The organism is Rhodovarius crocodyli (genome assembly GCF_004005855.1).
GTDB classification, from domain to species: Bacteria; Pseudomonadota; Alphaproteobacteria; order Acetobacterales; family Acetobacteraceae; genus Rhodovarius; species Rhodovarius crocodyli.
The window spans coordinates 498,739-524,162 of the sequence record NZ_SACL01000002.1 but is presented as its reverse complement, the minus strand read 5'-3'; the positions used below and the strand labels follow the sequence as shown (position 1 = coordinate 524,162).

General features: G+C 70.3%; 28 protein-coding genes. 15 read left to right on the top strand and 13 right to left on the bottom strand.

Annotated elements, in window-relative coordinates; translation table 11 throughout:
• On the top strand, positions 1-2,187 hold the full coding sequence (locus EOD42_RS08465) for an ATP-binding protein (RefSeq protein ID WP_164867837.1): 2,187 nt from the start codon (positions 1-3) through the stop codon (positions 2,185-2,187).
• A gap of 40 nt (positions 2,188-2,227) precedes the next feature.
• Here the strand turns inward: EOD42_RS08465 and upp are convergent, their stop codons facing one another.
• Complete coding sequence (upp, locus tag EOD42_RS08460) at positions 2,228-2,854, bottom strand: uracil phosphoribosyltransferase (protein ID WP_127787048.1); 627 nt, start codon at positions 2,852-2,854, stop codon at positions 2,228-2,230.
• A gap of 170 nt (positions 2,855-3,024) precedes the next feature.
• On the bottom strand, positions 3,025-3,576 hold the full coding sequence (locus EOD42_RS08455; RefSeq protein WP_127787047.1) for a DUF4337 domain-containing protein: 552 nt from the start codon (positions 3,574-3,576) through the stop codon (positions 3,025-3,027).
• 68 nt (positions 3,577-3,644) lie between these two features.
• Between EOD42_RS08455 and EOD42_RS08450 the strand changes: the two genes are divergently transcribed.
• Both EOD42_RS08450 and EOD42_RS08445 read left to right on the top strand, forming a co-directional pair.
• Positions 3,645-4,712: a threonine aldolase family protein gene (locus EOD42_RS08450; protein WP_127787046.1), complete on the top strand. Its 1,068-nt coding sequence runs from the start codon at positions 3,645-3,647 to the stop codon at positions 4,710-4,712.
• Entirely contained in the window at positions 4,693-5,064 is a 372-nt protein-coding gene (locus tag EOD42_RS08445; RefSeq protein ID WP_127787045.1) for a YraN family protein, read from the top strand. The genes EOD42_RS08450 and EOD42_RS08445 overlap by 20 nt, the downstream gene beginning before the upstream one ends.
• Before the next feature lie 134 nt (positions 5,065-5,198).
• Here the strand turns inward: EOD42_RS08445 and EOD42_RS08440 are convergent, their stop codons facing one another.
• Positions 5,199-5,678: a Fur family transcriptional regulator gene (locus tag EOD42_RS08440; protein ID WP_127787044.1), complete on the bottom strand. Its 480-nt coding sequence runs from the start codon at positions 5,676-5,678 to the stop codon at positions 5,199-5,201.
• A 21-nt stretch (positions 5,679-5,699) separates the two neighbouring features.
• Here EOD42_RS08440 and hisI point away from each other — a divergent pair, with 21 nt between their 5' ends.
• Genes hisI through lpxB form a run of 4 tightly spaced genes read left to right on the top strand, consistent with a single transcriptional unit; the run spans position 5,700 to position 8,740 of the window.
• Positions 5,700-6,086, top strand: coding sequence for a phosphoribosyl-AMP cyclohydrolase (gene hisI, locus EOD42_RS08435; protein WP_127787043.1), 387 nt, complete (start codon positions 5,700-5,702; stop codon positions 6,084-6,086).
• Positions 6,087-6,096: 10 nt separating this feature from the next.
• A complete protein-coding gene (locus EOD42_RS08430; protein ID WP_127787042.1) occupies positions 6,097-6,690 on the top strand; it encodes a GNAT family N-acetyltransferase in 594 nt (197 codons plus the stop codon).
• A complete protein-coding gene (locus tag EOD42_RS08425) occupies positions 6,687-7,553 on the top strand; it encodes a carbon-nitrogen hydrolase family protein (protein WP_240655066.1) in 867 nt (288 codons plus the stop codon). Before EOD42_RS08430 ends, EOD42_RS08425 begins: the two co-directional genes overlap by 4 nt.
• Positions 7,550-8,740: a lipid-A-disaccharide synthase gene (gene lpxB / locus EOD42_RS08420; protein ID WP_127787040.1), complete on the top strand. Its 1,191-nt coding sequence runs from the start codon at positions 7,550-7,552 to the stop codon at positions 8,738-8,740. The genes EOD42_RS08425 and lpxB overlap by 4 nt, the downstream gene beginning before the upstream one ends.
• 185 nt (positions 8,741-8,925) lie before the next feature.
• Here lpxB and EOD42_RS08415 read toward each other — a convergent pair whose 3' ends face one another.
• Both EOD42_RS08415 and EOD42_RS08410 read right to left on the bottom strand, forming a co-directional pair.
• Entirely contained in the window at positions 8,926-9,579 is a 654-nt protein-coding gene (locus tag EOD42_RS08415) for a DUF1028 domain-containing protein (RefSeq protein ID WP_127787039.1), read from the bottom strand.
• A gap of 29 nt (positions 9,580-9,608) precedes the next feature.
• On the bottom strand, positions 9,609-10,595 hold the full coding sequence (locus tag EOD42_RS08410; RefSeq protein ID WP_240655064.1) for an alpha/beta hydrolase family protein: 987 nt from the start codon (positions 10,593-10,595) through the stop codon (positions 9,609-9,611).
• A gap of 153 nt (positions 10,596-10,748) precedes the next feature.
• Here EOD42_RS08410 and EOD42_RS08405 point away from each other — a divergent pair, with 153 nt between their 5' ends.
• Positions 10,749-11,369: a TetR/AcrR family transcriptional regulator gene (locus EOD42_RS08405; protein ID WP_127787038.1), complete on the top strand. Its 621-nt coding sequence runs from the start codon at positions 10,749-10,751 to the stop codon at positions 11,367-11,369.
• A complete protein-coding gene (locus EOD42_RS08400; RefSeq protein ID WP_127787037.1) occupies positions 11,362-12,654 on the top strand; it encodes a glycosyltransferase in 1,293 nt (430 codons plus the stop codon). Before EOD42_RS08405 ends, EOD42_RS08400 begins: the two co-directional genes overlap by 8 nt.
• Here the strand turns inward: EOD42_RS08400 and EOD42_RS08395 are convergent, their stop codons facing one another.
• Positions 12,655-13,527 (bottom strand): LysR family transcriptional regulator, encoded by an 873-nt coding sequence (locus tag EOD42_RS08395; RefSeq protein WP_127787036.1) that lies wholly within the window; start codon positions 13,525-13,527, stop codon positions 12,655-12,657.
• An 88-nt stretch (positions 13,528-13,615) separates the two neighbouring features.
• On the opposite strand from EOD42_RS08395, the gene EOD42_RS08390 reads away from it, so the two are divergent.
• Entirely contained in the window at positions 13,616-14,032 is a 417-nt protein-coding gene (locus EOD42_RS08390; RefSeq protein WP_127787035.1) for a CidA/LrgA family protein, read from the top strand.
• A complete protein-coding gene (locus EOD42_RS08385) occupies positions 14,010-14,717 on the top strand; it encodes an LrgB family protein (protein WP_127787034.1) in 708 nt (235 codons plus the stop codon). Before EOD42_RS08390 ends, EOD42_RS08385 begins: the two co-directional genes overlap by 23 nt.
• Before the next feature lie 129 nt (positions 14,718-14,846).
• Here the strand turns inward: EOD42_RS08385 and EOD42_RS08380 are convergent, their stop codons facing one another.
• The 7 genes from EOD42_RS08380 to EOD42_RS08350 all read right to left on the bottom strand — a co-directional run bounded on the left by EOD42_RS08380 (position 14,847) and on the right by EOD42_RS08350 (position 21,610).
• Complete coding sequence (locus tag EOD42_RS08380) at positions 14,847-15,509, bottom strand: DUF4198 domain-containing protein (protein ID WP_127787033.1); 663 nt, start codon at positions 15,507-15,509, stop codon at positions 14,847-14,849.
• Between the two features lie 14 nt (positions 15,510-15,523).
• A complete protein-coding gene (locus EOD42_RS08375; RefSeq protein WP_127787032.1) occupies positions 15,524-15,853 on the bottom strand; it encodes a DUF3325 domain-containing protein in 330 nt (109 codons plus the stop codon).
• Entirely contained in the window at positions 15,853-17,400 is a 1,548-nt protein-coding gene (locus tag EOD42_RS08370) for a PepSY-associated TM helix domain-containing protein (protein WP_127787031.1), read from the bottom strand. The genes EOD42_RS08375 and EOD42_RS08370 overlap by 1 nt, the downstream gene beginning before the upstream one ends.
• The gene (locus tag EOD42_RS26320; protein ID WP_240655062.1) at positions 17,397-17,885 is read right to left on the bottom strand and encodes a DUF3649 domain-containing protein; all 489 of its coding nucleotides are present in this window, start codon (positions 17,883-17,885) and stop codon (positions 17,397-17,399) included. Before EOD42_RS26320 ends, EOD42_RS08370 begins: the two co-directional genes overlap by 4 nt.
• On the bottom strand, positions 17,882-20,053 hold the full coding sequence (locus tag EOD42_RS08360) for a TonB-dependent siderophore receptor (RefSeq protein WP_127787030.1): 2,172 nt from the start codon (positions 20,051-20,053) through the stop codon (positions 17,882-17,884). Before EOD42_RS08360 ends, EOD42_RS26320 begins: the two co-directional genes overlap by 4 nt.
• Positions 20,054-20,255: 202 nt before the next feature.
• Entirely contained in the window at positions 20,256-21,167 is a 912-nt protein-coding gene (locus tag EOD42_RS08355) for a 2-hydroxyacid dehydrogenase (protein ID WP_127787029.1), read from the bottom strand.
• Complete coding sequence (locus EOD42_RS08350) at positions 21,164-21,610, bottom strand: type II 3-dehydroquinate dehydratase (RefSeq protein WP_127787028.1); 447 nt, start codon at positions 21,608-21,610, stop codon at positions 21,164-21,166. Before EOD42_RS08350 ends, EOD42_RS08355 begins: the two co-directional genes overlap by 4 nt.
• A gap of 204 nt (positions 21,611-21,814) precedes the next feature.
• On the opposite strand from EOD42_RS08350, the gene EOD42_RS08345 reads away from it, so the two are divergent.
• The 4 genes from EOD42_RS08345 to EOD42_RS08330 all read left to right on the top strand — a co-directional run bounded on the left by EOD42_RS08345 (position 21,815) and on the right by EOD42_RS08330 (position 25,406).
• Positions 21,815-23,017 carry an FAD-dependent oxidoreductase gene (locus EOD42_RS08345; RefSeq protein ID WP_164867835.1) on the top strand — a complete coding sequence of 401 codons (1,203 nt, stop codon included), beginning with the start codon at positions 21,815-21,817 and terminating at the stop codon, positions 23,015-23,017.
• Entirely contained in the window at positions 23,017-23,703 is a 687-nt protein-coding gene (locus tag EOD42_RS08340) for a DUF2848 domain-containing protein (RefSeq protein WP_127787026.1), read from the top strand. The genes EOD42_RS08345 and EOD42_RS08340 overlap by 1 nt, the downstream gene beginning before the upstream one ends.
• A 14-nt stretch (positions 23,704-23,717) precedes the next feature.
• Positions 23,718-24,107 carry a cupin gene (locus tag EOD42_RS08335; protein ID WP_127787025.1) on the top strand — a complete coding sequence of 130 codons (390 nt, stop codon included), beginning with the start codon at positions 23,718-23,720 and terminating at the stop codon, positions 24,105-24,107.
• A 327-nt stretch (positions 24,108-24,434) separates the two neighbouring features.
• Entirely contained in the window at positions 24,435-25,406 is a 972-nt protein-coding gene (locus EOD42_RS08330) for a Bug family tripartite tricarboxylate transporter substrate binding protein (RefSeq protein ID WP_127787024.1), read from the top strand.
• Positions 25,407-25,424: the final 18 nt, after the last annotated feature.

Below are 25,424 nucleotides of genomic sequence, written 5' to 3'. Positions count from 1 at the left end.
ATGCTCGCGCCCGACAGTCCCCGCCTTTCACCGCCCTGGTCGCTCAGGGTGCTGCTGGCAGCGTCCATGCTGCTGCCCTTCCTGGCCGCGGGTCTTTTCGTCTGGCACGACTACCAGCGCAGCCTGACCACCGCCTCCCAGCGGGTGGACCGCATCGCCACCATCGCGACAGAGCACGCGCTGAAGGTGGTGGACACCAACGCCCTGGTGCTGGACCGCATGGGTGAGCTGCTGCGCGGTCTGTCGTGGGAGGAACTGCGCGCGCAGCGTGAACGCATCCATCAGGGCCTGCGCGCCCTGGACCAGCGGGTGAACCAGCTGCGCGTCCTTCATATCGTGGAGCCCAACGGAGACCTGTTGGCCATCAGCATCGCCTGGCCCACGCCCCAGGTGAACCTCGCGACCCGGGACTACTTCCGCCACCACGCCGAAGGCTACAACGGCGTGTATTTCGGCGAGCCCCTGGTGGGGCGCACCTCGGGCGAACTCGCCTTTACCATGAGCCGCCCGCGCCTGAGCGGGGACGGGCGCTTCGATGGTGTCTATCTCGGCTCCGTCCCGCCTGCCTATTTCGAGCAGCAGTGGCAGACCATGGCCGGCACCGGGGAGCGCTACATCGCCCTGCTGCGGGAGGACGGAACGGTGCTGGCCCGATGCCCGCCCGGTACCCAGCCCTCCGTGACGCCGGCGGCATCCAGCCTGCTGCAGCTCGCGCGCGCGGGCGGCACCGAGCCCAGCTGGGTCAGCGACGCGAACCACCAGGAATGGCTGGCCACGACCCGCCGGGTGGGCCAGGAGCAGATCCTGGTCACTTACGCCCTGCCCCGTTCCGAGATCCTGGCCGGATGGCGCCGCACGACGGCGGTGGTCCTGGCCGTGACGGCGGCCATCACCTTCGCGCTCAGCTTCGTCACCTGGCTGGCCTGCAACCGCTGGGTGGCCGCCCAGGCCGCGCTGCAGAGCCTGGCCGGCACCGCCCGGGAGCTGCGCGAGCAGATCGAGAAGCGCGAGCGGGCCGAGGAACAGCTGGCCCAGGCCCAGCGGCTGGAGGCGATGGGCCGGCTGACCGGGGGCATCGCGCATGACTTCAACAATCTGCTGACCGCCATCCTGGGCACCGTGCAGATGCTGGAACGCCATCTGGGCGCCCAGGCCGATGACCGGGCCAAGCGCCTGATGGCCGCGGCGCGCGATGCCGTGGCCCGGGGCGCGCGGCTGAACTCCAGCCTGTTGAGCTTCGCCCGCCGCCAGCCCCTGAAGCGCGAGGCGCTGGACGCCAATGCCCTGGTCACGGGCTTCGAGCCGCTGATCCAGCGCGCGCTGGGCGAGGCCGTCACGCTGCGGCTGTCACTCTCGCCCGGCCTGCCGCATTGCCACGCCGATGCCGCGCAGCTGGAGGCCGCCCTGCTGAACCTCGCGATCAACGCGCGCGACGCCCTGCCCGAGGGCGGCGAGGTCGAGATCTCGACCCGCACCGCCTGGCTGTCCCGCGCGGACCTGATCAACAATGAGGAGGCCCATCCCGGCCCCTTCACCGAGATCCGCATGACCGACAGCGGGTCCGGCATGGAGCCCGACGTGCTGGCGCGCGCCTTCGAGCCCTTCTTCACCACCAAGGCGCCGGGTCGCGGCACGGGCCTCGGCCTCAGCCAGGTGTTCGGCTTCGTGCGCCAGCTGGGCGGGCATGTCGCCATCCGCAGCGAACCGGGGCGCGGCACCGGCGTCTCGCTGTTCCTGCCGCTGACGCCCGGAACCGGCGTGCGCGTGCCCGAGCCGCAGCAGCAGCGCCAGGCCGCCGTGGTCGCCATGGCCAGCGCCACCGTGCTGGTCGCCGAGGACGACGCCCAGGTGCGGGAGATGGTGGCCGAGATGCTGCGCGAGGCCGGCTTCCGCGTGCTGGCCGCCGCCGATGGCCGGCAGGCGCTGGAATTGCTGGAGAACGGCGAGCAGGTGGACGTGCTGTTCAGCGATGTCGTGATGCCGAGCGGCATCTCCGGCATGGATCTCGCCCGCCGGGCCCTGGAACTGCACCCCGGCATCGGGGTGCTGCTGGCCTCGGGCTACACGGGTCCGGTGCTGGGCAAGGAAGTGCCGGAATTCGATATCCTGGCCAAACCCTATCAGCGGGACGTGCTGGTGCGGAGGATCGCCGGGCTGGCACAGCAGGCGCGGCCGACCGTCGCCTGAAGACGGGCATCGCCCTGTCGCCTGAAGACGGGCGTCGCCCTTAGGCGGTGCCGAAGCAGCGGTCCCCGGCATCGCCCAGGCCCGGCACGATATAGCCGCGCTCGTCCAGCCGCTCATCCAGCGCGGCCGCCACCACGGGAACATCGGGATGGGCGGCGGCGAAGCGCGCGACGCCCTCGGGTGCCGCGACCACGCAGGCGAAGCGGATGTCGCGCGCGCCGGCTTCCTTCAGCGCCGTCACCGCCTGGATCGCGCTGCCGCCCGTGGCCAGCATGGGGTCCATCACCAGCGCGCCGCGGGCCGCGATATCGGGCGGCAGGCGCAGAAGGTAGCGGCTGGCCTGCAGGGTGTGCTCGTCCCGCACCAGCCCCACATGGCCGATCGGGGCCTCCGGCAGCAGCAGGCGGGCGCCCTCGGTCAGGCCCAGCCCCGCGCGCAGGACCGCCACGATGCAGGGCACGGGTGCGGCCAGGCAGGGGGCCTGCATGGCGGTCAGCGGGGTGTCGATGGCGCGATCGGCTTCCGGCAGGTCACGTAGCGCCTCCATGGCCAGGATCAGCCCCAACTCGCCGATCACGCGGCGAAAGGTAGGGCTGTCCGTCTCCACCCGGCGCAGGGTGGTCAACTTGTGGCGGGCCAGGGCGTGGTCGCAGACGCGGAAGCTCATGGGCCTGTATGGCGCGCGGGTGCCAAGGGGATCAAGGGTTTAGGGATTCTTCTTTTTTTGAAGAAAAAGAAGCAAAAAGACTTTTCGAGTTTGTTGCGCACCCGCAGTCAGGGCACGCCAAACTCGCAGAAGTTTTTTGGTTCTTTTTTCCATAAAAGAACGTGAATACTTTACAAATGAATAAGCGTCGGCGCGAAGAACCCCAGCGCCGTCAGCCCCACGCCGATCAGCCCCAGCGCGCCGGCGAACCAGATCATAAGCCCCACCCCGGTGATGATGGCGGCCGAGGCCACCACGATGGCCACCTGGAACGCGCCCGAGCCGAACTCGAACATGTGGTAGCGCGCCATGCTCAGGTCGCGGCGTTCCTCGGCGGCGCGGGCGCGGGCCGTCAGCTCACGCCGGCCCTCGCCGGTGCTGGGCTCGCTCTCCCAGTTCTGCACGCGGGCGCGCCAGCGCTGCTGCTGGGTCTCCGTCGCCTCGCGGTTGGCCTCCGTGCGGTCCAGCTCCGCCGCCTCCACCGCCGTCTGCACGGTGGTCTGGCGGATGGTGCGGGCCTGGAAGAAGCTCCAGAGATTGGCGGCCTGGACATTGGCGTTCAGCGCCTCCGTCTGGGAGGATTTGGCCCCCATCTCGGCCACGGCCAGGAAAAGGGCCAGCACCGAGATCAGCAGGGCCACGCCCTTGTTCTCACCACCATGATGCGCGCCGTGCCCGGCCATGCGAATCGCTCCTGTTTTCGGGTGCGCAGGGGATGCCATGGCGCGCGGGCCCGCGCTACCGTCACATTATGGTACATGCACCGCTCCGCCCGCCGCCGGGCGCGCCCCCCGTCCGGATCAACCTGTATTCGGATACCCAGACCCGCCCCTCCGCCGCGATGAAGGACGCGATGATGTCCGCGCCGGTCGGCGACGAGCAGCATGGCGACGACCCGACCGTGAACGCGCTGTGCGACCGCATGGCGGCGCTGATGGGCAAGGAGGCGGCGATCTTCCTGCCCTCCGGTACCATGTGCAATGTCATCGCCATCCTGACCCATTGCCAGAAGGGCGATGAGGTGGTGGCGCATGAAAGCAGCCATATCCTGACCAGCGAAGGCGGCACCCATGCCGCGCTGACCGGCGTGCAGATCATGGGCCTGCCCGGCGCGCGCGGCATGTTCAACGCCGACCAGCTGCGCGAGGCGATCCGCCCGAAGACCCGCTACGCACCGCCCCAGCGCCTGCTGGAGGTGGAGCAGACCGCCAATATCGGCGGCGGCTGCGTCTGGCCGATCGAGCAGCTGAACGCCGTGGCGCAGATCGCCCATGAGCAGGGCTGGGCCACCCATATGGACGGCGCGCGGCTGATGAACGCCTGCGTCGCGGCCGGGATTTCCGCCGCCGAGATGACGGCATCCTATGACAGCGTGTGGCTGGACTTCACCAAGGGCCTCGGCGCGCCGCTGGGCGCGGTGCTGTGCGGCAGCAGCGAGTTCATCGGCCAGGCTTGGCGCTGGAAGCAGCGGCTCGGCGGCTCCATGCGCCAGGCCGGCATCTGCGCTGCCGCCTGCGACTATGCGCTGACCCATAACATCGAGCGCCTGGCCGAAGACCACGCCAACGCCAAGGCCCTGGCGCGCGGCCTGTCGCAGATCCCGGGCGTGGTGGTGCAGGAACCCGACACCAACCTGATCTTCTTCGACATCAAGGAGACGGGCATGAGCCTGGACGCCTTCCAGACCGCGATGCGCGCCGAGGGCGTGATGATCTCGGGCCTGGGCGGGCGGGTGCGCGCCTGCACCCATCTGGACGTGACCGCGGCCCAGATCGAGGAAGCCCTGACCATCATCCGCGGTGTCCTGGCAAAGGGCTGAGCGCGGGCTGCGCGCCGAGGCCGGCGGGCGCGGCGCGGAGGAAGCCGCGGCCCGTGCCCTGCTGGCCGAGGGCTGGCAAGTGCTGGCCCGGCGCTGCCGCACGCCCGCCGGCGAGATCGACCTGATCGCGGAACAGGACGGGCTGCTGGCCTTCATCGAGGTGAAGGCACGGGCCAGCCTGTCGGAGGCGGCGTATGCGCTGCAGCCCAGGCAGCAGGCACGGCTGCTGGCGGCCGGGGAATGCTGGATGGCGGAAAACCCTGGGCATGGCGCGGCAGGGGTGCGGTTCGACGTGATGGTGGTGGCGGGGGATCAGGTGCGGCGGATCAAGGATGCGTTCCGGGTGATGTAGTGGCCCCTCAGGGGCTTCGCCCCCGAGACCCCGACCAGGCGCCAAACCCCCATCAGGTCCAGGAGATATGATCGACTGGCGGGGTGGTCAGGGGCAGAGCCCCTGGCTGGGGGTCCGGGGGCAAAGCCCCCGCCTCACGCCCCCTGACAATTCCCGCACACCCCTTCGATCTCCACGGTCATCTTCAGCGCCGAGAACCCTTCCCGCGCCGCCGCCGCCTTCAGCGCGGCCTCGATGCCGGCGTCGCTCAGCTCCAGCGTCGTGCCGCAGTCGCGGCAGATCAGGAACTGGTGCGCGTGCTGCTCCCCGGCCGAGACGCAGCCGACATAGGCGTTCAGGCTTTCGACGCGGTGGATCAGCCCCTGTTCCAGCAGGAAATCCAGCGCGCGGTACACGGTGGGCGGGGCCGCCCCTGCCCGCTCGGCCTTCAGCTGGTCCAGCAGGGCATAGGCGCCGACCGGCTGCTCCGCCTTCAGCACCAAGGCCAGCACCTGGCGGCGCAGCGGGGTCAGCTGCGCCCCTGACTTGCGGCACAGCGCCTCCGCCTCGGCCAGCTGGGTGTCCAGCGGCGCGTGATGGTGGTGGTGATGATCATGGTGGCTGTGATCGTGCATGGAAACGACTATATCACGCCCATGGAAAACCCGCTCCTCTCCGCCATCGCCTTCAACGCCGACGGGCTCGTGCCCTGCATCGCCCAGCAGCACGACACCGGCGAGGTGCTGATGATGGCCTGGATGAACCGGGATGCCGTGGCCGAGACGCTGAGCACCGGCCGGGTCTGCTATTACTCCCGCAGCCGTCGCGGGCTGTGGCGCAAGGGCGAGACCAGCGGCCAGGTGCAGACGCTGAAGGAGCTGCGGCTGGACTGCGACGGCGACACCCTGCTGGCCCTGGTGGACCAGCTGGGGGTGGCCTGCCACACCGGCCGCCGCAGCTGCTTCTATCAGGCCGAGCGCGAGGGCGAGCTGGTGGCGATCACCGCGCCCGAGATCTCCCCGGACAAGCTCTACGGCCACTGAGCGAGCGCACATGGCCGAGATCGAACTCTCCACCGTGACGGGTGCCGCGCTGCACCCGTTCCTGCCCGCCGTGGCGCGCCTGCGCGTCCAGGTCTTCTCGGAGTGGCCCTATCTGTATGAGGGCGCGGCCGATTACGAGGAAGGCTATCTGCGCGCCTATGCCGACAGCCCCGGTGCGGCGGTGGTGCTGGCGCGGCTGGGCGAGGAGATCGTGGGGGCGGCCACCTGCCAGCCCATGACGGAGGCCGCGGCCCCGGTGCGCGATGCCTTCACCCGCCAGGGGCTGGATCCGGCGGAGCACTGTTATTTCGGGGAAAGCGTGCTGCTCCCGGCCTATCGCGGCCGGGGCGTGGGCGTGGGCTTCTTCCGGCACCGCGAGGCGCATGCGCGCGCCATCGGCGCCAAGGTCGCGACCTTCTGCGCCGTGGTACGCAACCCCAATGACCCGCGCCGCCCGGCCGGCTACACGCCGCTCGACGGGTTCTGGCGCAAGCGCGGCTACACCCACCGGCCCGAGCTGGCCTGCGTGTTCCGCTGGGCCGAACCGGGCGATGTCGGGCGCGAGACGCCGCACACGCTCTCCTTCTGGACCCGCGCGCTGTGAGGCTCGCGACCCTCGCCTGGAAGGTGGAGCGCCATGCCTCGCTCGCCGCCTATGCCGCCCGGCTGGACGCGCTGGTGGCCGAGGCCGCGCCGCGCGCCGACCTGCTGCTCATGCCCGAATATGCCTCGATGGAGCTGGCGCCGACGCTTGCCGCCGAACCCGGTGAGGCCGCCGAGCTGGTCGCGATGGTCGATGCCTATGACGAGGTGCTGGCCGCCATGCGCGCCGCCGCCGTGAGGCACAAGGTGTGGCTGCAGCCCGGCACCCTGCCCATGCGCTCGGGCGGGATCATCATCAACCGCGCGCCCCTGATCCGCCCCGACGGCAGCCTGGCCTTCCAGGACAAATGGCAGATGACGCGCTTCGAGAATGAGCGCTGGGGCGTCTCGCGCGGGGCCTCGCCGCGGGTGTTCGACACGCCCTGGGGGCTGGTCGGCATCTCCATCTGCTATGACAGCGAATTCCCCAAGCATGTCCGCACCCAGGTGGAGGCCGGGGCCTGGCTGGTGCTGGTCCCCACCTGCACCGACAGCCTGGCGGGCTTCACCCGCGTCGCGATCAGCGCGCGCGCGCGCGCCATCGAGAACCAGTGCATCCTGGCTGTCGCGCCCACCGTGGGTTCCGCGCCCTGGTCCTCGGCACTGGATGAGAATGTGGGCGCCGCCGGCGTGTATGGCCCGGCCGACCGGGGCTTCCCCGATGACGGCATCATCGCCGAGGGCGCGCTGAACGCCCCGGGCTGGGTCTATGCCGAGATCGACGCGGGCATGGTGGAGACGGTGCGCCGGGAGGGCGCGGTGCTGAACCACCGCGACTGGCCGCGCGCGCCGATCGAGCCCGTGACCCGCGCGGTGTTTTCTTGACCCTGCTCTACGTCATCGCCGGTGAGGCCTCGGGCGATGTGCTGGGCGCGCGGCTGATCACGGCCCTGCGGCAGCGCCGCCCGGAGCTGGATTTCGCCGGCGTGGGCGGCGAGCGCATGGCCGAACAGGGTTTCGCCAGCCTGTTCCCCATGCGCGAACTGGCGCTGATGGGCCTGCTGGAGGTGCTGCCCAAGATCCGCAGCCTGTCCCGCCGGCTGGACGAGACGGTGGCCGACATCCAGGCCCGCCGCCCCGCCGCGGTCATCACCATCGACAGCCCCGGCTTCACCCTGCGCGTGGGCGCCCGGGTGAAGGCCATGGGCATTCCGGTCATCCACTATGTCGCCCCCCAGGTCTGGGGCTGGCGCCAGGGCCGCGCGAAGAAACTGCCCGCCAAGCTGGACCGCATCCTGGCGCTGCTGCCCTTCGAGGCGCCGTTCTTCGAGCCGCACGGCATCCCGGTGGATTTCGTGGGCCACCCGGTGCTGGAGAGCGGCGCCGACCGCGGGGACGGCGTGCGGTTCCGCGCGAAGCACGGGCTGGCCGCCAATGAGCGGCTGCTGATCGTCATGCCCGGATCCCGCCGTACCGAGGTCTCACGCCTGCTGCCGGTGTTCGGGCAGACGCTGGCGCTGCTGCCGCCCGGCATCCGCGCCGTGGTGCCGCTCGCCGGCCCCGTGGAGGATACGGTGCGCGCCGCCACCGCGCATTGGCCGCGCCAGCCCATCCTGGTGCGCGACATCGCCGAGAAATACGACGCCTTCGCCGCCGCCGAGGCGGGGCTGATCAAATCCGGCACATCCTCTCTGGAATGCGCCGTGGCGGGGCTGCCGCATGTGGTGGGTTATCGGGTGAACCCCATCACCGCCATGATCGTGCGGCGCATGCTGAAGGTGCGCTTCGTCAGCCTGGTGAACCTGATGGCCGAGCGCGAGGTGGTGCCTGAACTCCTGCAGGAGGCGTGCAACCCCGCGACACTGGCGGCGACGCTGGCACCGCTGCTGGAAGGCGGCGGCGCGCGCGCCCGTCAGCTGGAAGGCTTCGCGGATGCGCTGGCCCGGCTGACGCCGGCGGAAGGCACACCCAGTGCGGCAGCGGCGGAGGCGGTGCTGCGGGCGGTGTCAGGGGCTTTGCCCCCGGACCCCCACCAGGGGGCGCCGCCCCTTGGATCCCCGCCAGGACCGTAGCGGCCCTGGACCCCGGGGATTTGGCACAAAACCTTGATAAGGTTTATATTAATAATAAAATCGGCGCCCCACACTGCCAAGTGTCTGGCGCCAAACTACTATCAGGTCCAGGAGATATTATCTCCTGGCGGGGTTGTCAGGGGCAGAGCCCCTGACTGGGGGTGTCGGGGGCAACGCCCCTGACGTCACGCCCCCATGCTCTCCGGATCCACCGCCCGGCGCACATACAGGTCCAGCTCAGGCAGATAGACCTTCCACAGCGCCCGCAATTCCTCCAGCGGCGCGGCACCCCGGTCCACCCGCAGGTCGACATAGGGAAAGCTCTCCTCGGCCACCACATACAGCGCGGCGGACTGGATGGCGCCGTGCTCGCCGCCCGCGGCCTCGCCGGCCTCCAGCCCCCGGATCAGCCTTTCGGCCAGGGGCGCGTCCGAGGCTGCGTCGAAGCCCGCGACCATGGCGGGCAGCACGTCGTCATTGGCCAGGATGTTGCCCAGCGCCAGCACCCCCTGCCCCTGCACCGCGCCCGAGCGCGGCTTCACCCGCGCGCCGTGGAAGAAGGCGGTACGGCCCTCGGCATCCACCACGCCGATCTGCCGCCACTGGTGGTCGGGGGTGGAAGCCGCGAGAGCGGCCACCGTCTCCTCCGCCGTGCAGCCCGAACGCAGCAGCTCCACGCCGCGCGCCCCCAGGCGCGGGTCGGTGCGGTGCTGGGTGGCCACGGCGCCGACATGGGCGGCGGCCCAGGGCACACGGCTGCCGACCGCGATGCCGGAGGTGGTGGTGGCGATGCCCAGCTGCCCCGTGCGGGCGCAGCGGGCGATCAGCGAGAAGGTCATGCGATGCGTCCCCGATTCCGGGGCGCAGCCTATTCCCACAGCCCGCGCGCTGCCAGCCAGCCCTGGACCACCTCGGCCACCGCGCCGTTGTTGCGGTCCATCATCATCAGGTGGCTGTTGCCGCGAATGCCGCGGTCCGGCAGTTCCACGACCTCGACCTGGCCGCCCGCCGCGCGCAGCGCCTCGACGAACTGGGTGCCGCGCTCATGCGCCGCCGACCATCGCGGGTCCTGCTCGATGAAATCGCCATACAGCACCAGGACCGGCATGCCGCGCAGCGGCGCAAGCTCCTCGGGCGTCATGGGTCCGAAGGCGGTGGGCTCCAGCAGCACCAGGGCGCGCACCCGCTCGGCCTCGGCCTTGGCCACGCGCAAGGCATAGAGGCTGGACTGGGCGTGGGTCAGGACGACGGCCGGTCCCACCTGGCGCAGCAGCTGGGTATAGGCATCCGTGGCGGCCGCATCCGTCACCACCCAGCGCGGCACCAGCTGCGCGGTGAAGCGCTCATAGGCATCGGTGGGGAACTGCGTGCCGGGAATGGCGCTGCGGCTGCGCCAGCTTCCGGGGCCGGCGCCGATGCGGAACCGCTCCCACGGGTCGGCCATGGTCAGGAAGATGGGCTCGGCCGGGGTGATGTCGGGGAACATGGCCCAGCCGGAACGCCCGCGTTCCACCGCGTCGCTGACATAGACGCTCCAGCCGCGGCGCAGGAACCAGGTCTGCCAGCCCTCACGCCCGTCGGGGGTGGTTTCCCACACGACGCCCGTCATGCCGCCGCCGTGCCACAGCATCAGCGGCACCCGGCCCCGCCGTGTGGCGGGGTGGTGGTACTGCACATACATGCCGTCCACGCGATAGGTGCCGTTGGGGTCGATGCGCACGGGCCGCGCGCCCGGGGCCAGCTGCACCTCGCGCACCGGGCGGCCGCTGACCTCGGCCTGGCGCCCGCCGATATGGAAGCTGCCCATGCCCGAGACGAGCAGCGGCGGCTCCTCCGCGAGCGCGGGTAGCGCCAAGCACAGCAATCCCAGAACCCAGGCCCGTAACATGGGCGTGAGCCTAGGCGGGATCAGCTTCGGCTTGAAGCCATCTTCGGCATGCATTTTCGTGCAAGTCATACTTACATTGAATGATTGCGCGCCCGGATATTTGGCGTTATTCCCACAAACATGAAATCCAACCCCGAGCATCCCGCCAAGCGCAGCTACCGCCAGGGCGCCCGCGCCATCGCGGCCGAGCAGACCGCCCACCGCATCCTGGATGCCTTCGACGCGGCACTGACGGCTGACTGGTTCGACCTGGTCACGCTCGACCGCGTGGCGCGGGATGCCGGGGTGTCGGTGCCGACCGTGGTGCGCCGCTTCGGCAGCAAGGAAGGCCTGCTGGAGGCCAGCTGGCAGCGCATGGCGGTCAGCATCAAGGCCCGTCGCGTGGTCCACCCCGGCGACATCGACGCGATGCTGCGCGTGCTGATCGAGGATTACGAGATCACGGGCGACAAGGTGATGCGCGCCCTGCACCAGGAAGCGCGCTGGCCCGCGCTTCGCGCCGCCAACGACATCGGCCGGCGCAACCACCGCGCCTGGGTGGGCGAATGCATGGCCCCCTGGCTGGCGCCGCTGCCGGCCGAGGCGCGCGAGCGCCGCCTGGACGCGCTGGTGGCCGCCACCGACCTCACCCTCTGGAACCTCATCCGCCGCGACATGGGCCGCCCGCCCGAGGCGCTGCGCACCGTCATGTTCACCTTCATCATGGGCGCGATCGCGCCACAGGAGACCCCAGATGCCTGAACCGCGTTCCTTCCTGTTCACCACCTTCGAGGGCGGGGGCGCGCTGCCGCCCGTGCTGAGCATCGCGCGGCGGCTGGTCGCGCGCGGCCACCGGGTGCGGATCATGAGCGAGGCATGCAACCGTGCCGAGGCCGAGGCCACCGGGGCAGGCTTCATGCCCTGGACCCGCGCCCCCAGCCGCGCCACCCGCGAACCCGCCAGCGAATACATCCGCGACTGGGCCCAGCCCACGCCGCAGGACGGCATGCTGCATGCGCTGGACGCGCTGATCGTGGGCCCCGCCCTCTCCCACGCCGAGGACCTGCTGGAGGAACTGCGGCGCGAGCCCGCGGACCTCGTGGTCTGCAGCGACCTGATGCTGGGCGTGCCCATGGCCTGTGAGGCGCGGGGCCAGCGCGTGGTGGTGCTGGCCACCAACATCAGCATGTTCCCCCTGCCCGGCGTGCCGCCGGTGGGCCCCGGCCTGCCGCCCGCCCGCACCGAGGAGGACCGCGCCCTGCACGCGGCCGTCACCCAGGGTAGCCACGCGCTGCTGGACAGCCGGCTGCCCCAGCTGAACCTGGCACGCGCCGCCCTCGGCCTGCGGCCGCTGGCCCGGCTGGTGGACCAGCTGGAGGTCGCATCCCGCACCCTGCTCGCCACCGCCCGCGCCTTCGACTTCGCGCCCGAGGTGCTGCCGCCGGGGATGGACTATCTGGGGCCGGAGCTGGAGGAAGCGGCCTGGGCCGGCGAATGGCATTCCCCCTTCCTGCCGCATGACCGCCGGCCGCTGGCCCTCGTCAGCTTCAGCACCACCTTCCAGAACCACGGCGGGGCACTGCAGCGCGTCATCGACGCGATCGCCGGGCTGGACATGCGCGCGGTGGTGACACTCGGCGGGTCCATCCCGCGCGGGGCGCTGCGGGGCGCGGGCAATGTGGTGCTGATGGAAAAGGCGCCCCACCACCCCATCATGGCCGAGGCATCCCTGGTGGTGACCCATGGCGGCCACGGCACGGTGATGAAGGCACTGGCCCATGGCCGGCCGATGCTGGTGCTGCCGCATGGCCGCGACCAGTTCGACAACGCGACCCGCGTGGCCGAGCGCGGCGCTGGCCTCTCCCTGCCGCCGGACAGCGGCGTGGCCGAGATCCGCGCCGCCCTGGCACGGCTGCTGGAGGAGCCGGCCTTCACCGGCGCGGCCATGGCCCTGGGCGCCGCCGTGGCGCGTGAGGCCGAGGTCAGCCCCGCCGTCGCCATCCTGGAGGACGAGGCGGCGCCGCGGAGCTGCTGCCAGGCGGCCTGATCAGACCGCCCTGGCCAATTCCAGCCATGCCCTGGCGGCCTGCGGCAGATAGCCGCCGCGCCGCCAGGCCAGGGCCATCTGCCAGTCCATCCCGGCATCGGTCACCGGCACCACCCGCAGGCTGCCATGGGCGCGCAGCTCCGCGATCATGCGTGGCAGGAAGGCGATGCCGAGCCCCGCCGCCACCAGCTCCACGATGAAGCCGATCTGGCTGGAGCGCGCGGCGACGCGCGGCACGAAGCCTGCCCGGGCGCAGACATCCTGGATGATGGGGTTGAGGGCGAAGCCCGCCTCGAACAGCACGAAGGGCTCCTCCGCCAACTCCGCCATGCTCAGCGCGCGGCGCCCGGCCATGGGGTGCTCGCCGGGCATCAGGGCCACGATCGGCTCATGGCGCATGCGCTGCCAGGCGAAATCGTCCGGTATGGGCAGCAGCACGCCGGCCAGATCCACCTCACCCGCGCGCAGCACCTCCTCCAGCCGCTTGGAGCCGTGTTCCACAAGCCGGATCTCGACCCCCGGATAACGCGCGCGGAAGGCCGCGAAGACGGGCGCGAACAGCACGTCGCTGCCGATGGGCGGCAGGCCCAGGCGCAGCACGCCCCGTTTCAGCCCGCGCAGCTCGTCCAGCTCCGTCACCAGGTCGTCGCGCTCGGCCAGCAGGCGCTGGGCGCGGCGGAACACGATCTCTCCGGCGCTGGTCAGGCTGGAGCGATGGCCGACACGGTCGAGAAGCTGCAGGCCGAGCTCGTCCTCCAGCTGCTTCACCGCCTTGCTGACGGTGGACTGGGTGGCGCCGACGATGCGGGAGGCTTCGGTGAAGCCGCCCTGGCGCACGACCTCGACAAAGACGCGCAGGGTGCGGAGTTCCATGGGCATTCCAATATGGACTAATTAACAGTCAGACAATTCATTTTGTTCATGCTGCGTTGCGACATACCTTCTGTCCCAGAGGTGTCACATGTCGCTCCATGCCACGACCATCCTGTTCCGCCGCCGCCTGCACATGTCCCGCCTGGGACAGATGGCGCTGATGGTGCTGTTCTGGCTGGCGGGCGAGGCACTGACACGGGCCACCCACCTGCCCGTCCCGGGCGGCGTGCTGGGGCTGGGGCTGATGCTGGCGCTGCTGTTCAGCGGCCGGCTGTCGGTGGCCAGCACGCGCCGCGGCGCGCAGTTCTTCCTGGGTGAGTTGCTGCTGTTCTTCGTCCCCGCCGTGCTGGCCGTGACGGACCATCCGGAACTGATGGGCTGGGTCGGCATCAAGATCGCCGCCGTCATCCTGGTCGGCACCGTGACGGTCATGGCCGTGACGGCGCTGGTCGTCGAGTTCTGCTGCCGCTGGAGCATGGACCGTGTCCAGCCTCGCATGGCTTGAAGCCGCCGGGCTGGCCGCCTTCTGGTCGGCCGCCACGATCGGGCTCTATGTCGCGGCCAAGCGGCTGAACCAACGCCTGCGGCGCTGGTGGTCCTCGCCGCTGGTGCTGGCGCCCGTGTTGCTGATCGCGCTGCTGCTGGCGCTGCATGCCAGCTATCGCGACTATATCGGCGGCACGCGCTGGCTGCTGATGCTGATGGGCCCGGCCACGGTGGCCTTCGCCGTGCCCATCTACGAACAGCGCGCGATGATCCGCCGCTTCTGGCCGGTGCTCGCCATGGGTGTCGCGGCGGGCAGCGGCACCTCCATTCTCACGGCCTATGGGCTGGCCAGCCTGCTGGGGCTGAACGGCGACCTGCGGCTGAGCCTGCTGCCGCGCTCGCTCAGCACGCCCTTTGCCATGGTGGTCTCGGGCGATATCGGCGGCGTGCCGGACCTGACGGCGGTGTTCGTGATCTGCACCGGCGTGTTCGGGGCGGCCTTCGGAGAGGCGCTGCTGGTCTGGCTGCCCCTGCGCAGCAGCCTGGCGCGCGGGGCGCTGTTCGGCATGGGCGCGCATGGCGCGGGGGTGGCCAAGGCGCACCAGATCGGCGCCGAGGAAGGCACCATCGCTGGGCTGGTCATGGTGATGGTGGGGCTGACCAATGTACTGGCGGCGCCGTTGCTGGCGATGGCGCTAAGATAATAACAACGTTCTTTTTTGTAAAAAAGAACCAAAAAATTTTTGACAGTTTAAGGGCGTCTCATTGGCCAGACAGCCCTTAAACTCACAAAGTCTTTTTGCTTCTTTTTCTTCAGAAAAAGAAGATTACTCCTATCGCTGCCCCGTCCAGGCAATCCCCTCCTGCACCGTGAACGACAGCGTGGAAACGAAGCGGATCCGCTGATACGCCCCATCACCCGTGCCGCCCGGCGTCGGGTCGGTGTGGATCACCTCCGCGACATAGCGCCCGGCCCAGGGGGTGTCGAAGCGCACGCGGCCCTGGGCATCGGCCTGCAGGCGGCGTTCCCAGCGCGGCGGCGCCACCACCGTCACCTCGGCGCGCGGCAGGGGCTGGCCGCGCAGCATCACGGTGAACTCGTTGCCGCCGGCCGTGACGGGCACGATCTCCAGATCCATGGCGTGGCGGGTTTCGGCGCGGCCCTCGCGCGCCAGCATGATGGCCTTGGTCTTCTCCTCGCGCCCGAAGGGCGGGAAGCCGTCCTCGATCAGCCGCACATCGCCCGTGCCCGCCGGCAGGGTGGCGCTGAAATGGTCGGCGCCGCGCGTCATCGCGGTCGCGGCCGCGACATCGGTGGTGAAGCTGCGCGGGCCGGGCACGCGGTCCAGCAGGCCGCCCGTGCGTTCGCGCACGCCTTCCACCGGCTCACCGAAATAGGCCCGCGCGGTCTGGCCCTCACGCTCCAGCCAGATCTGGTGGGCGGCGACAGGGGCGGCGGCGAGCAGCATCGCGGCCAGGGGCATCCAACGGATCATGGTGTTTCCTTGTGTCAATGAAAGCCGAACCAGGCGACAACGCCCGGCACGGGAACCAGCGGCGCGGCGATCAGCGCCAGCCGCGGGTGATAGGTTGAGAGCATCGCGACCGTCGTCGCGGCCACGGCCAGCACGCCCAGCCAGGCGACGACGCCGAATGTCCATCCCCACAGCGCGGCGCAGGGCAGAAGCGACAGGCCGAGCAACAGCCACCCTGAGGCGGTGTAGAGCCGCCGGCGCGGGGGCAGCGGCACCCCGCCCAGCAGGTCGCGGTGATGGCGTTCCATCGCCAGCGCCAGCAACAGGAAGCCGGGATAGGCAAGGCCGAGGGCAAGCAGTGCCATCACGCCTCGCTTTCCCGCAGGCGCCCCGCCCTGGCGGGCTTCGCGACGGGCGCGGGCAGGCGCCACAGCTTGCGCGCGGCCCAGGCGAAGAACAGGCCGAAGCAGAGGAAACCGATATCCATCCCCGCCATCAGCCAGTCACCGGCCATCAGCGTATGGCCCAGGTTGAAGCGGGTGGTCAGCGCGTTCACCACCGGCAGCAGCAGACAGAGTGCCGCGATCACCACCGCCTGCTCCGCCCAGCCACGCCTGCCGGGGCGGAAGGCCGCGTGCAGATAGGTCACGGCCCAGATCGCGAAGAAGACCTTGATCTCCCATTGGGCGCGCTGCTCCATCACGGCCGGCAGCAGCCGGTTGGCCCAGAAGAAGCCGAACATCGCCATGGGCAGGCCGAAGACGGTGCCCATGTTCAGCATCTCGACCAGCCTGATCCCGAAATGGCGGGTCTCGTTCTTCTTGGGCAGGCGCTTGGCCACCCACATCACCAGCCCCGTGCCGACCATGGCGGTGCCGGCCAGCCCCGACAGGAAGAACAGGAAATGCAGGAAGGGCATCTCGAAGCGCGCGAAATGCAGGCCATAGCCGACACCCACCGTCATCGCGGCCGGGCGGCTGTTGCCGGTGGCGGCGCGCAGCTCGCCGGTCGTGCCCGCGAAGACCAGTTCCTGCCGCCTGATCGCCAGGTCATGCCGGTCGCCGCGCCCCAGCACGATGCCGGCATTGGCGTCGCCCGGATTGGACACGCTGATCCGCCGCACCCCGGCCTCGGGCCAGCGGCGGATCGCCTCGGCCACCAGGGGTGCGATGTCGGTCAACTCCCCGGGACGGCGCGCCGGGCGCTCGGGCGAGGAGAAGCCCAACGCCTCCGCGAAGAAGGCCCGCTGGTCGTTGCCATAGGCCGCCTGCATGCCCCAGGGCATGTACATGACCATCAGCGTCAGCAGCCCGGTATAGGTGATCATCAGGTGATAGGGCAGCGACAGCACGGCCAGCACATTATGCGCGTCCAGCCATGACCGGTGCGCGGCCTTGCCTGGTCGGAAGGTGAAGAAATCCGCGAAGATGCGCCGGTGCGTGATCACGCCGCTGATGATCGCGACCAGCATGGCCATGGCGCAGATGCCCACGACCCAGCGGCCCCAGATAGGCTGCATGTGAAGCTCGAAATGGAAGCGATAGAAGAACTCGCCGCCGCGCGTCTCGCCGCCCTCGGCCACGCGCCCGGTCGTGGGGTCCAGCACGCTGTCGCGGAACCGCCGCTCACCCGGGGCGCGCCACAACAGGCGCAGCAACGGGTCGCTCTCGGTGGGCAGGCCGATGAACCAGCTGGGGGAATCGGGGGCGATGCGCTGCAGCTCCCGGATCGCCATGGCGGCGGCCTCCGGGCCGTTGTCGGTCATGCGCATCTCGGGGCGCGACCAGGCGGTGATCTCGCCGCGCCAATAGGCCGCGGTGCCGGTCAGGAACACGGCGAACAGGATCCAGCCCGGGATCAGCCCGGCCCAGGTGTGCAGCCAGGCCATGCACTGGCGGAAGCCCTGCTTCATGCCGACCTCCCGAGCCAGCTGGCCACGCCCAGGAACAGGCAGGGCAGCACCACCCCCGCCCAGGCGCGCCAGGCATTGCGCGCGGCGAACACCCAGATCACCACCCCGGCATAGGCCAGGAAGCTCAGCATCATGCCGGTGGCCACGGCCTCCGACCGGAACATGGGCAGCAGCACGGCGCAGGCGACGGAAACCAGCGCCCCCACCGCATAGCCGCCGAGGATGGCCGCGATGGCGCGCGACGCGATGCCCGGCCAGCGCCAGCCGCTGCGGAAGGCGCAGATGCACAGCCCCGCGACGACGAAGGCCGCGACGCCCAGCACCAGCGGCCACACGCCCGAGGCCGTCGCCGGATGCAGCGCGGCCGCGCGGAACGCGGCGCCGCCCGCCGCACCGCCGCCCAGAAGGGCAACGGCGACCCGGCGGGCGTCAGCGGAGGCGCACCAGGCGAGGAAACCTCGCCCGGCGTCGATCACCCCCTTCACCAGCGATAGCCCAGCGTCGCGAACACCGCGCGACCAGCCCCGTAGGAGCAGGAGCTGTAGGAGTAGCAGGCGTTGGTATACAGCCGGTCGCCGATGTTCTGGGCGTTCACCGTCATGCGCCAGTTGCGCCATTCCGCCCGCACTGCCGCGTCGAACAGCGTGAAGCTCGGCACATGGAATTGCGGGGAGGTCGCGGTGGGCGCGCCGTTGCCCAGCGTGTTGCCGTAGTAGCGCGCACCGCCGCCCAGCGTGATGCGCAGCTCGTCATTCACCCGGAAGGTGTAGTCGGCCCACAGCGCGCCGGTATGCGCGGGGATGGCCGCCGGGCGCATGCCCAGATTGCCGGTGGTGCTGCGCGTCACCTCGGGGTCCTGCGCGGTCCAGGAAGCCAGGACGTTCAGGTTGGGCGTCAGCGCCAGGCGCGCCTCCAGCTCCAGCCCGCGCACCCGCACCTCGCCCGTCTGGATCGAGTAGCCGGTGTAGAGCGGGTCGGTGGTCAGCGCGTTCTGCTGGGTCAGCTGGAAGATGGTCGCGCTGTACATGCTGGACTGGCCGGGCGGCTGGTACTTGATGCCGGCCTCGAACTGCTCGCCCGTCACCGGGCGGAAGGCGCCGCCGCCGCGCGCCGGCGACAGGCTGCCGACGCTCGGCAGGAAGGAGGTCGCATAGGAGAAGTAGGGCGACAGGCCGAAGTCGAAGGCATAGAGCAGGCCCACACGGCCGGTGAAGGCCGAATCACGCTGGCTGCTGTTGGTGCGCGTGCGGTTGTTGGTGGTGCCGGTGTCGGCCCAGTCCTGGCGGCCGGTCAGGGTCAGGTGCCAGCGGTTCCAGCTGATCTGGTCCTGCACATACAGGCCCGTCTGCAGCAGGTTCTGGTTGGTGGAGGCCGTCAGCGGCAGCGTGCCGGGGCGATAGCCGTAGCGCGGGGTGATCACGTCCAGCGAGCCCGCCGCCGCCGCATAGGTGCGCGAATGCAGGTTGGTCCAGCGGAAGTCGAGCCCGGCGAGCAGCACATGCTCCAGCGGGCCGGTGCGGAAGCGGCCCTCGGCGGAATTGTCGATCGCGAAGCTGCGGTAGGTCGGGTTCTGATAGGACGCGACGCGGCCCACCGTGCGCTGCTGCGTCGCCGGGCTGTAGCCGCTGGCGTAGATCGAGGCGTAGTCCAGCTCGTGATAGGTGTAGCGAAGGTTGGAACGCAGGGTCCAGGCATCGCTCAGCCGGTGCTCGATGCGCGCGCCGACGCCGTACTGGGTGCGGTGATAGCGGTCCCAGCCCGGCTCACCGGTCGCGCGGTCACGCGGGATGCGGCCGTTCGGGTTGTACAGCGCGGTGCCGAAGGCCGGCAGCCACTGGCCGGTGATGCCCGCATCGTCGCGCATGTAGCTGGCCAGCAGCGTGATGGTGGTGTCGCCCGTCGGCCGCCAGCTGAGCGAGGGGGCCAGATAGACCCGGTTGTCCCGCCCGCCCTCGACGTAGGTGTCGGAGCGCCGGACCAGCCCGTTCACCCGGTACATCAGGGAATTGTCGCTGGTCAGGCTGCCGCCGACGTCGAACATGCCCTGCACGCGGCCGAAGCTGCCGCCCTGGATCGCGACCTCATTGGTCTGGCCGACATAGGGCGTCTTGCTGACGCTGTTGATGATGCCGCCCAGATTGCCCTGGCCGTACAGGCCGGAATTGGCGCCGCGCAACAGCTCCACGCGCTCCATCCCCCAGGGCTCCACGCGCCAGGAATGGGCGGTGACGGGCACGGGCAGGCGCAGCCCGTCCAGATAGGTATCGGGCGTGAAGCCGCGCACCGTGCCGTATTCGCCGCGGAAGTCCGACAGGATGCCCTGCCCGCCGGCGGTGTAGGACAGCACCTCGCCCAGGTTGCGGGTGTTCAGCAGGTCCATCTGCTGGCGCGTCACGACGGTGATGTTCTGCGGCGTCAGGATCAGGGGCGTGTCGGTCTTGGTGCCGCTCATGCTGCGCTCGGCCGAGATGCCCGCGACGGGGCCGGTCGCGGTCTCTCGCGCGCCCTGAACCTGGACTTCCGGAACGCGCAGCGGCGTGGCCTGGGGCTCGGCGTCTGTGGTCTGGGCATGCGCCGCCCCGGCGGCCATCGCCAGGCTGAGGGCGAGAAGGGAGACCAGCCTGGCGCGGTCATGCGAGGGGGGGTGGAGCATCGGAATCTCTCGGCGCGGGAACTCGCGGACACCCCCGGTGGGTGCCCTCGCGCCGGTTATTGCAAGTGATTCTCAATGTCAGCAATAGGGCGCGGACATGCCGGGGCATGATCCCTTCCCCGGAGACCCGAATGGTTGCCGAAATGTCACAGAAGTCCGGGGCCGGTGCAGAGCCGCGTTTGAGGCGCGGCCGGCGAAGGCCCTAGTAGCCGCGCTCGGCGTCGATACGGTGCAGCGGCTCCTGCCCGCGCAGCACGCGGCGGATGCTCTCGGCCACGTCGGCGGCCGCGGCCTCCGGCACGGTGATGGAGGCGAGATGCGGGGTGACGAAGACATTCTCCATCGCCCAGAACGGGTGGTCCGCCGGCAGGGGAGAGGTCTCGAACACGTCGAGCGTGGCCTCCGCGACCTGGCCCGACCGGAGCGCGTCGAGCAGCGCCGCTTCCTCGACCACGGGCCCGCGCCCGACATTGATCAGGTTGGCGCCGCGCGGCAGCAGGGCCAGCTCCGCCGCCCCCAGCAGGCCGCGCGTGTCGCGCGTCAGCGGCAGCAGCACGACCAGCGTGTCGGTCTCGGCCAGCGCCTGTTCCAGCCCCGCGCGGCCATGCAGGCACCGCACCCCCGCGATGGATTTCGCGCTGCGCGCCCAGCCGGTGACGGCATAGCCCATGCCCGCCAGCGCCTCGGCGGCGGGCGTGCCGAGCTCACCCAGACCCAGCACCGTGACGCGGTGCGTGGCGAGCGGGCGGGGGTGGATGTAGCGCCACTGCCGGCTGCGCGCGTGCAGGTGGAAATCCCGCGCATAGCGCGTGACGGCCCAGAGCACGTAGCTGCGCATCAGCGCCACCATGCCGGGATCGTTCAGCCGCGCGATGGGCAGCGGCGGCAGGTCGTCGCGGCCCACCAGGCTGTCCACCCCCGCCCCCAGATTCACCACCAGCTTCAGGTCGCGGAAGGGCGCGAAGAAGCCCGGGGGCGGCTTCCAGACCAGGGCGGCCACCACGCCCTCGGGCGGGCCGTCCACGCGGAAATCGACCTCGGGCAGATGGGCGCGCAGCGCCGCTTCCCAGGCCTTGGGGTCATCGACCAGGGAGTGGAAGACGACCGGGATCACGCCCGCACCAGCCCGGCCATCGCCTCGATCGCCAGTTCATAGCCGAGCGGCCCCAAACCGCAGATCGACCCCACCGCGGCCTGGGCGGTGTAGGTCTTGTGGCGAAACGGCTCCCGCCGGTGGATGTTGGACATGTGCACCTCGATCACCGGCCCGGGAAAGGCCAGCAGCGCGTCCAGTATGGCAATGGAGGTGTAGGAAAGGCCGGCCGCGTTGATGATGATGCCATCGGCGGGGTCAGGCCCCTCGGGGCGGGCCTGCTGGATCCATTCGACCAGCTCGCCCTCGCTCTGGCTCTGGCGGAAGTCGAGGCTGGCACCGACCTCCAGCGCCTTGGCATGGCAGCGTGTGCCGATGTCCTCGAAGGTCTCGCCGCCATAGGTTCCCTTGGCCGTGTGGCCGTAGAGATTCGCGTTGGGTCCGTTGAGGAAAAGCAGGCGCATGGCCGCATTGGGCGGGGGTGCGCGATGCGGGTCAAGGGCCGATGGGCGCATGGCGCGCGAAGGGGCAGCAAAGGCAGCGCCTGCCCGCCCGGCGGGCAGAAATACCGCCACCAAACCAGCGTGACATTTCACTGTGAGATTTCACGCTTGCGCCAACCTGACATCCAGGCCATCTTCGCCCCACAAGGTTGCTGTGAGGACTCGATGGCAGACCCGAAACCCGTCCTGGTCGTCGGCGCAGGCCCCGTCGGACTGGTCGCCGCCGCGGAACTGATCCGCCACGGCGTGCCCGTCACCGTGCTGGAGGAAGGCACCGAGCTGTCCGGCGAAATGCGCGGCTCCACCTTCCATGCCCCCACCCTCGACATGCTGGCCGAATACGGCGCGGCCGAGCGCATGGTGGAACAGGGCTTCGTGGCGCCGCTGATGCAGTATCGCAGGCGCGACCACGGCGTGATCGCCACCTTCGATTTCGGCGTGCTGGCCGACGTCACCCGCCACCCCTTCCGCCTGCAATGCGAGCAGTTCAAGCTGACGCGCATCCTGCACGACATCCTGAAGGACAAGCCGGGCTTCTCCATCCGCTTCGGCGCGAAGGTCGCGGCCGTGGCCGATGAAGGCAGCCATGTCGTCGCTACGCTGGCGGACGGCACGCGCATCGAGGGCAGCCACGTCATCGGCTGCGACGGCGCGCACAGCGCGGTGCGCAAATCGGCGGGCCTCAGCTTCGAGGGCTTCACCTGGCCCGAGCGCTTCCTGGTGCTCTCCACCCCCTTCGATTTCCGCTCGATCATCCCTGACCTGGCCGACGTGTCCTATTACGCCGACCCGGAGGAATGGTTCTTCCTGCTGCGCGTGCCGGGCGGCGAGCCGGGCGGGCTGTGGCGGGCCATGTTCCCCACCTCGGCCGAGCTGTCGGACGAGGAGATCCTGAGCCCGGAATTCGCCCGCGCCCGCTTCGCCCGCATCAAGGCCGGGCGCGACGACTACCCGACGCGCCACCGCACCCTGTACCGCGTGCATCAGCGCGTGGCGGAGACCTTCCGCAAGGGGCGCATCCTGCTGGCGGGCGACGCGGCCCACATCAACAACCCGCTGGGCGGCATGGGGCTGAACGGCGGCGTGCATGATGCCGTGAACCTCGGCGCCAAGCTGGCCCGCGTGTGGCACGGCGACGCCGAGGATGTGCTGGACCTGTACGACCGCCAGCGGCGCGGCGTGACGGTCGAGCATGTCCAGCGCCAGACCATCACCAACAAGCAGAACCTGGAAGCCAAGGAGCCCGAGGCCCAGGCCGCCTTCCGTGACCGGATGGCCGAAGCCGCCTCGGACCCCGCCAAGGCCCACGCCTATCTGCTTCAGGTTTCCATGATCAACAGCCTGCGCCGAGCCGCGGAGATCGACTGATGCCCACCCTCACCTTCACCTGCGTCACCGCCTCGGGTTCGGAAACCCGTGCGATCGAGATCAGGAACCTCATCATCGCCGGCTGGACCGGCCGTGACCCGCACAAGGTGCAGGAGCACATCGAGGAGCTGGCCGCGCTGGGCGTCGCCCCGCCCGCCACCACCCCCTGCTTCTACCTGGGCGGCGCGGAGCTGCTGACCACGAGCCCCGACATCGACTGCCTGGGCGGTGATTCCAGCGGCGAGGCCGAATTCGTGATCGTGGTGGATGCCGACGGCGAACGCTGGGTGGGCCTTGCCTCCGACCACACGGACCGCGAGGTGGAAGCCTATTCCATCCCGGTCTCCAAGCAGATGTGCCCGAAGCCCGTGGCCCCCACCCTGTGGAAGATGGCCGATGTGGCCGCCCATTGGGACAAGCTGGAGCTGCACAGCTTCGTCGATGACGGCGCGGGCTTCGTGCCCTATCAGGCCGGCAGCGTGGACGCGATGCTGAACCCGCTGGACACCATCGCCGCGTGGGAGAAGCTGGGCAATTCCCTGCCCCCCGGCAGCGCCATGCTGGGCGGCACCCTGCCGGTGAAGGGCGGCATCCGCCCCCGCCGCGAGTTCCGCCTGGAGTTGCGCGATCCGGTGCTGAACCGCACCATCACCCACAGCTACACCGCCCGCTGGCTCGGCGTTTAAGGAGGCTCTGACCCATGCCCATCGTCAAGGAACACCTTGAATTCCACGTCCCCGACATGAGCACCGGCTGGCGCCTGCCCGCCGGCTATTCGGGCGGCGCGCAGGAGAAGATCCTGGCCGGCAGCCTGGACGAGGCCAACAAGCGCGGCCACCGCACCCGCCTGCTGAAGCTGGACCCCGGCACCTTCACCAAGGCGCCCTTCGTGCATGACTACTGGGAAGAGGTGTGGCTGGTCTCCGGCGACCTCATTGTGGGCAACGACGCCGAGGGCAATGGCGGCGAGAACTTCGACGTCGCGGCCTATGCCTGCCGTCCGCCCGGCGCCTGGCACGGGCCGTTCAAGTCGGTGAACGGCTGCATCCTGCTGGAGATGCACTATTACGACGAGACGCCGAAGGCGTGAGCCTCGGGGGCGTTGCCCCCGAAACCCCCAGTCAGGGGCCCTGCCCCTGACAACCCCGCCAGGACCGTAGCGGCCCTGGACCCCGGGGAGCCTGGGGCTTTTGCCAGCACTTATCTTTAGCGCCCCCACTCCTGATCAAGGGCGCCAATCCATGGTTTCCAAAGGCCTTTCGGCCTTTGGCGGGTCCAGGGCAGAGCCCTGGTCGGGGTCTCGGGGGCGAAGCCCCTGAGCAGACGCCCCAGCACACGGCACTACCCGGCCAGCGAGCCACAGAGCTTGCGCCCGGCCTCCCTGATATCTTCGACCTCCCCGGGAAGGAGCCGAAACATGCTGTCCTCCGTCTGGGCGCGCCGCGCCTTCATTGCCCTTGCCGCGCTGTGCGTGGCGCCTGCCGCGCAGGCCCAATGGCCTGATCGGCCCATCCGCGTGCTGGTCCCCTTCGCGCCAGGCGGCGTGACGGACGGCATCGGCCGCCTTGCTTCGGAATGGCTGGGCCAGAAGCTCGGTGTTTCCGTGGTGGTCGAGAACCGCACCGGCGCCAGCGGCGCCATCGCGGCCGAGGCCGCCATGCGCGCGGCGCCCGACGGCTACACCCTGTTCACCGCCAGCGCCTCTCAGCTGGTGATGCTGCCGGCGCTGACACGGGTGAACTTCGACTCGCTGCGCGACTTCGCGCCGATCTCGATCGTCGCCGGCAACCCGCAGGTGCTGGGCGTGTCCGAGAGCCTGGGTGTTACGGACCTGCAGCAGTTCGTGGCCCGCGCCCGGGCCGAGAACGGCCGGCTGAACTTCAGCTCCGCAGGGCCCGGCTCCTCCAACCATCTCGCCATGGCGCTGCTGCTGCAGGCCGCCGGCATCGAGATGCAGCACATCCCCTATCGCGGCGGCGCGCCGGCCATGCAGGCGCTGCTGGCGGGCGAGGTCCCGGCCTATTTCGGCAACCCGTCGGACTTCATCCCCCATCTGGGCGGCGGGCGCATGCGCGTGATCGCCATCGCCGGCCCCAATCGCCTGCCTAGCCTGCCGGGCGTGCGGACGGTGGCCGAGCAGGGCTATCCGGGCTTCCGCGCCGAGACCTGGAACGGCCTGGTCGCCCCCGCGGGCACCCCGCAGCCCATCATCGACCGGCTGGCCAGCCTGCTGGGCCAGGCCTGCCAGGACGCGGCCTTCCGCAGCGCGCTGGAACGCCTGGGCACCACCCCGGAATGCTCCACCCCCGCGGCCTTCCGCCAGGCGATCGAGCGCGACGCACCACTATGGCGTGAGGCGGTGCGGGTTTCCGGCGCAAGTCTGGACTGACTCGGCAGTTTTGTTGCA

Bases quoted from the DNA above. Each gene is read 5' to 3' on its own strand.
- EOD42_RS08440 (WP_127787044.1), bottom strand. From the start codon at position 5,678: ATGCACGATCACAGCCACCATGATCATCACCACCACCATCACGCGCCG.
- hisI (WP_127787043.1), top strand. From the start codon at position 5,700: ATGGAAAACCCGCTCCTCTCCGCCATCGCCTTCAACGCCGACGGGCTC.
- EOD42_RS08335 (WP_127787025.1), top strand. From the start codon at position 23,718: ATGCCCATCGTCAAGGAACACCTTGAATTCCACGTCCCCGACATGAGC.
- EOD42_RS08380 (WP_127787033.1), bottom strand. From the start codon at position 15,509: ATGATCCGTTGGATGCCCCTGGCCGCGATGCTGCTCGCCGCCGCCCCT.
- EOD42_RS08430 (WP_127787042.1), top strand. From the start codon at position 6,097: ATGGCCGAGATCGAACTCTCCACCGTGACGGGTGCCGCGCTGCACCCG.
- EOD42_RS08465 (WP_164867837.1), top strand. From the start codon at position 1: ATGCTCGCGCCCGACAGTCCCCGCCTTTCACCGCCCTGGTCGCTCAGG.
- EOD42_RS08405 (WP_127787038.1), top strand. From the start codon at position 10,749: ATGAAATCCAACCCCGAGCATCCCGCCAAGCGCAGCTACCGCCAGGGC.
- EOD42_RS08340 (WP_127787026.1), top strand. From the start codon at position 23,017: ATGCCCACCCTCACCTTCACCTGCGTCACCGCCTCGGGTTCGGAAACC.
- upp (WP_127787048.1), bottom strand. From the start codon at position 2,854: ATGAGCTTCCGCGTCTGCGACCACGCCCTGGCCCGCCACAAGTTGACC.
- EOD42_RS08395 (WP_127787036.1), bottom strand. From the start codon at position 13,527: ATGGAACTCCGCACCCTGCGCGTCTTTGTCGAGGTCGTGCGCCAGGGC.
- EOD42_RS08450 (WP_127787046.1), top strand. From the start codon at position 3,645: ATGGTACATGCACCGCTCCGCCCGCCGCCGGGCGCGCCCCCCGTCCGG.
- EOD42_RS08330 (WP_127787024.1), top strand. From the start codon at position 24,435: ATGCTGTCCTCCGTCTGGGCGCGCCGCGCCTTCATTGCCCTTGCCGCG.
- EOD42_RS08350 (WP_127787028.1), bottom strand. From the start codon at position 21,610: ATGCGCCTGCTTTTCCTCAACGGACCCAACGCGAATCTCTACGGCCAC.
- EOD42_RS08345 (WP_164867835.1), top strand. From the start codon at position 21,815: ATGGCAGACCCGAAACCCGTCCTGGTCGTCGGCGCAGGCCCCGTCGGA.
- EOD42_RS08400 (WP_127787037.1), top strand. From the start codon at position 11,362: ATGCCTGAACCGCGTTCCTTCCTGTTCACCACCTTCGAGGGCGGGGGC.
- EOD42_RS08375 (WP_127787032.1), bottom strand. From the start codon at position 15,853: ATGGCACTGCTTGCCCTCGGCCTTGCCTATCCCGGCTTCCTGTTGCTG.
- EOD42_RS08370 (WP_127787031.1), bottom strand. From the start codon at position 17,400: ATGAAGCAGGGCTTCCGCCAGTGCATGGCCTGGCTGCACACCTGGGCC.
- EOD42_RS08455 (WP_127787047.1), bottom strand. From the start codon at position 3,576: ATGGCCGGGCACGGCGCGCATCATGGTGGTGAGAACAAGGGCGTGGCC.
- EOD42_RS08360 (WP_127787030.1), bottom strand. From the start codon at position 20,053: ATGCTCCACCCCCCCTCGCATGACCGCGCCAGGCTGGTCTCCCTTCTC.
- EOD42_RS08390 (WP_127787035.1), top strand. From the start codon at position 13,616: ATGTCGCTCCATGCCACGACCATCCTGTTCCGCCGCCGCCTGCACATG.
- EOD42_RS08415 (WP_127787039.1), bottom strand. From the start codon at position 9,579: ATGACCTTCTCGCTGATCGCCCGCTGCGCCCGCACGGGGCAGCTGGGC.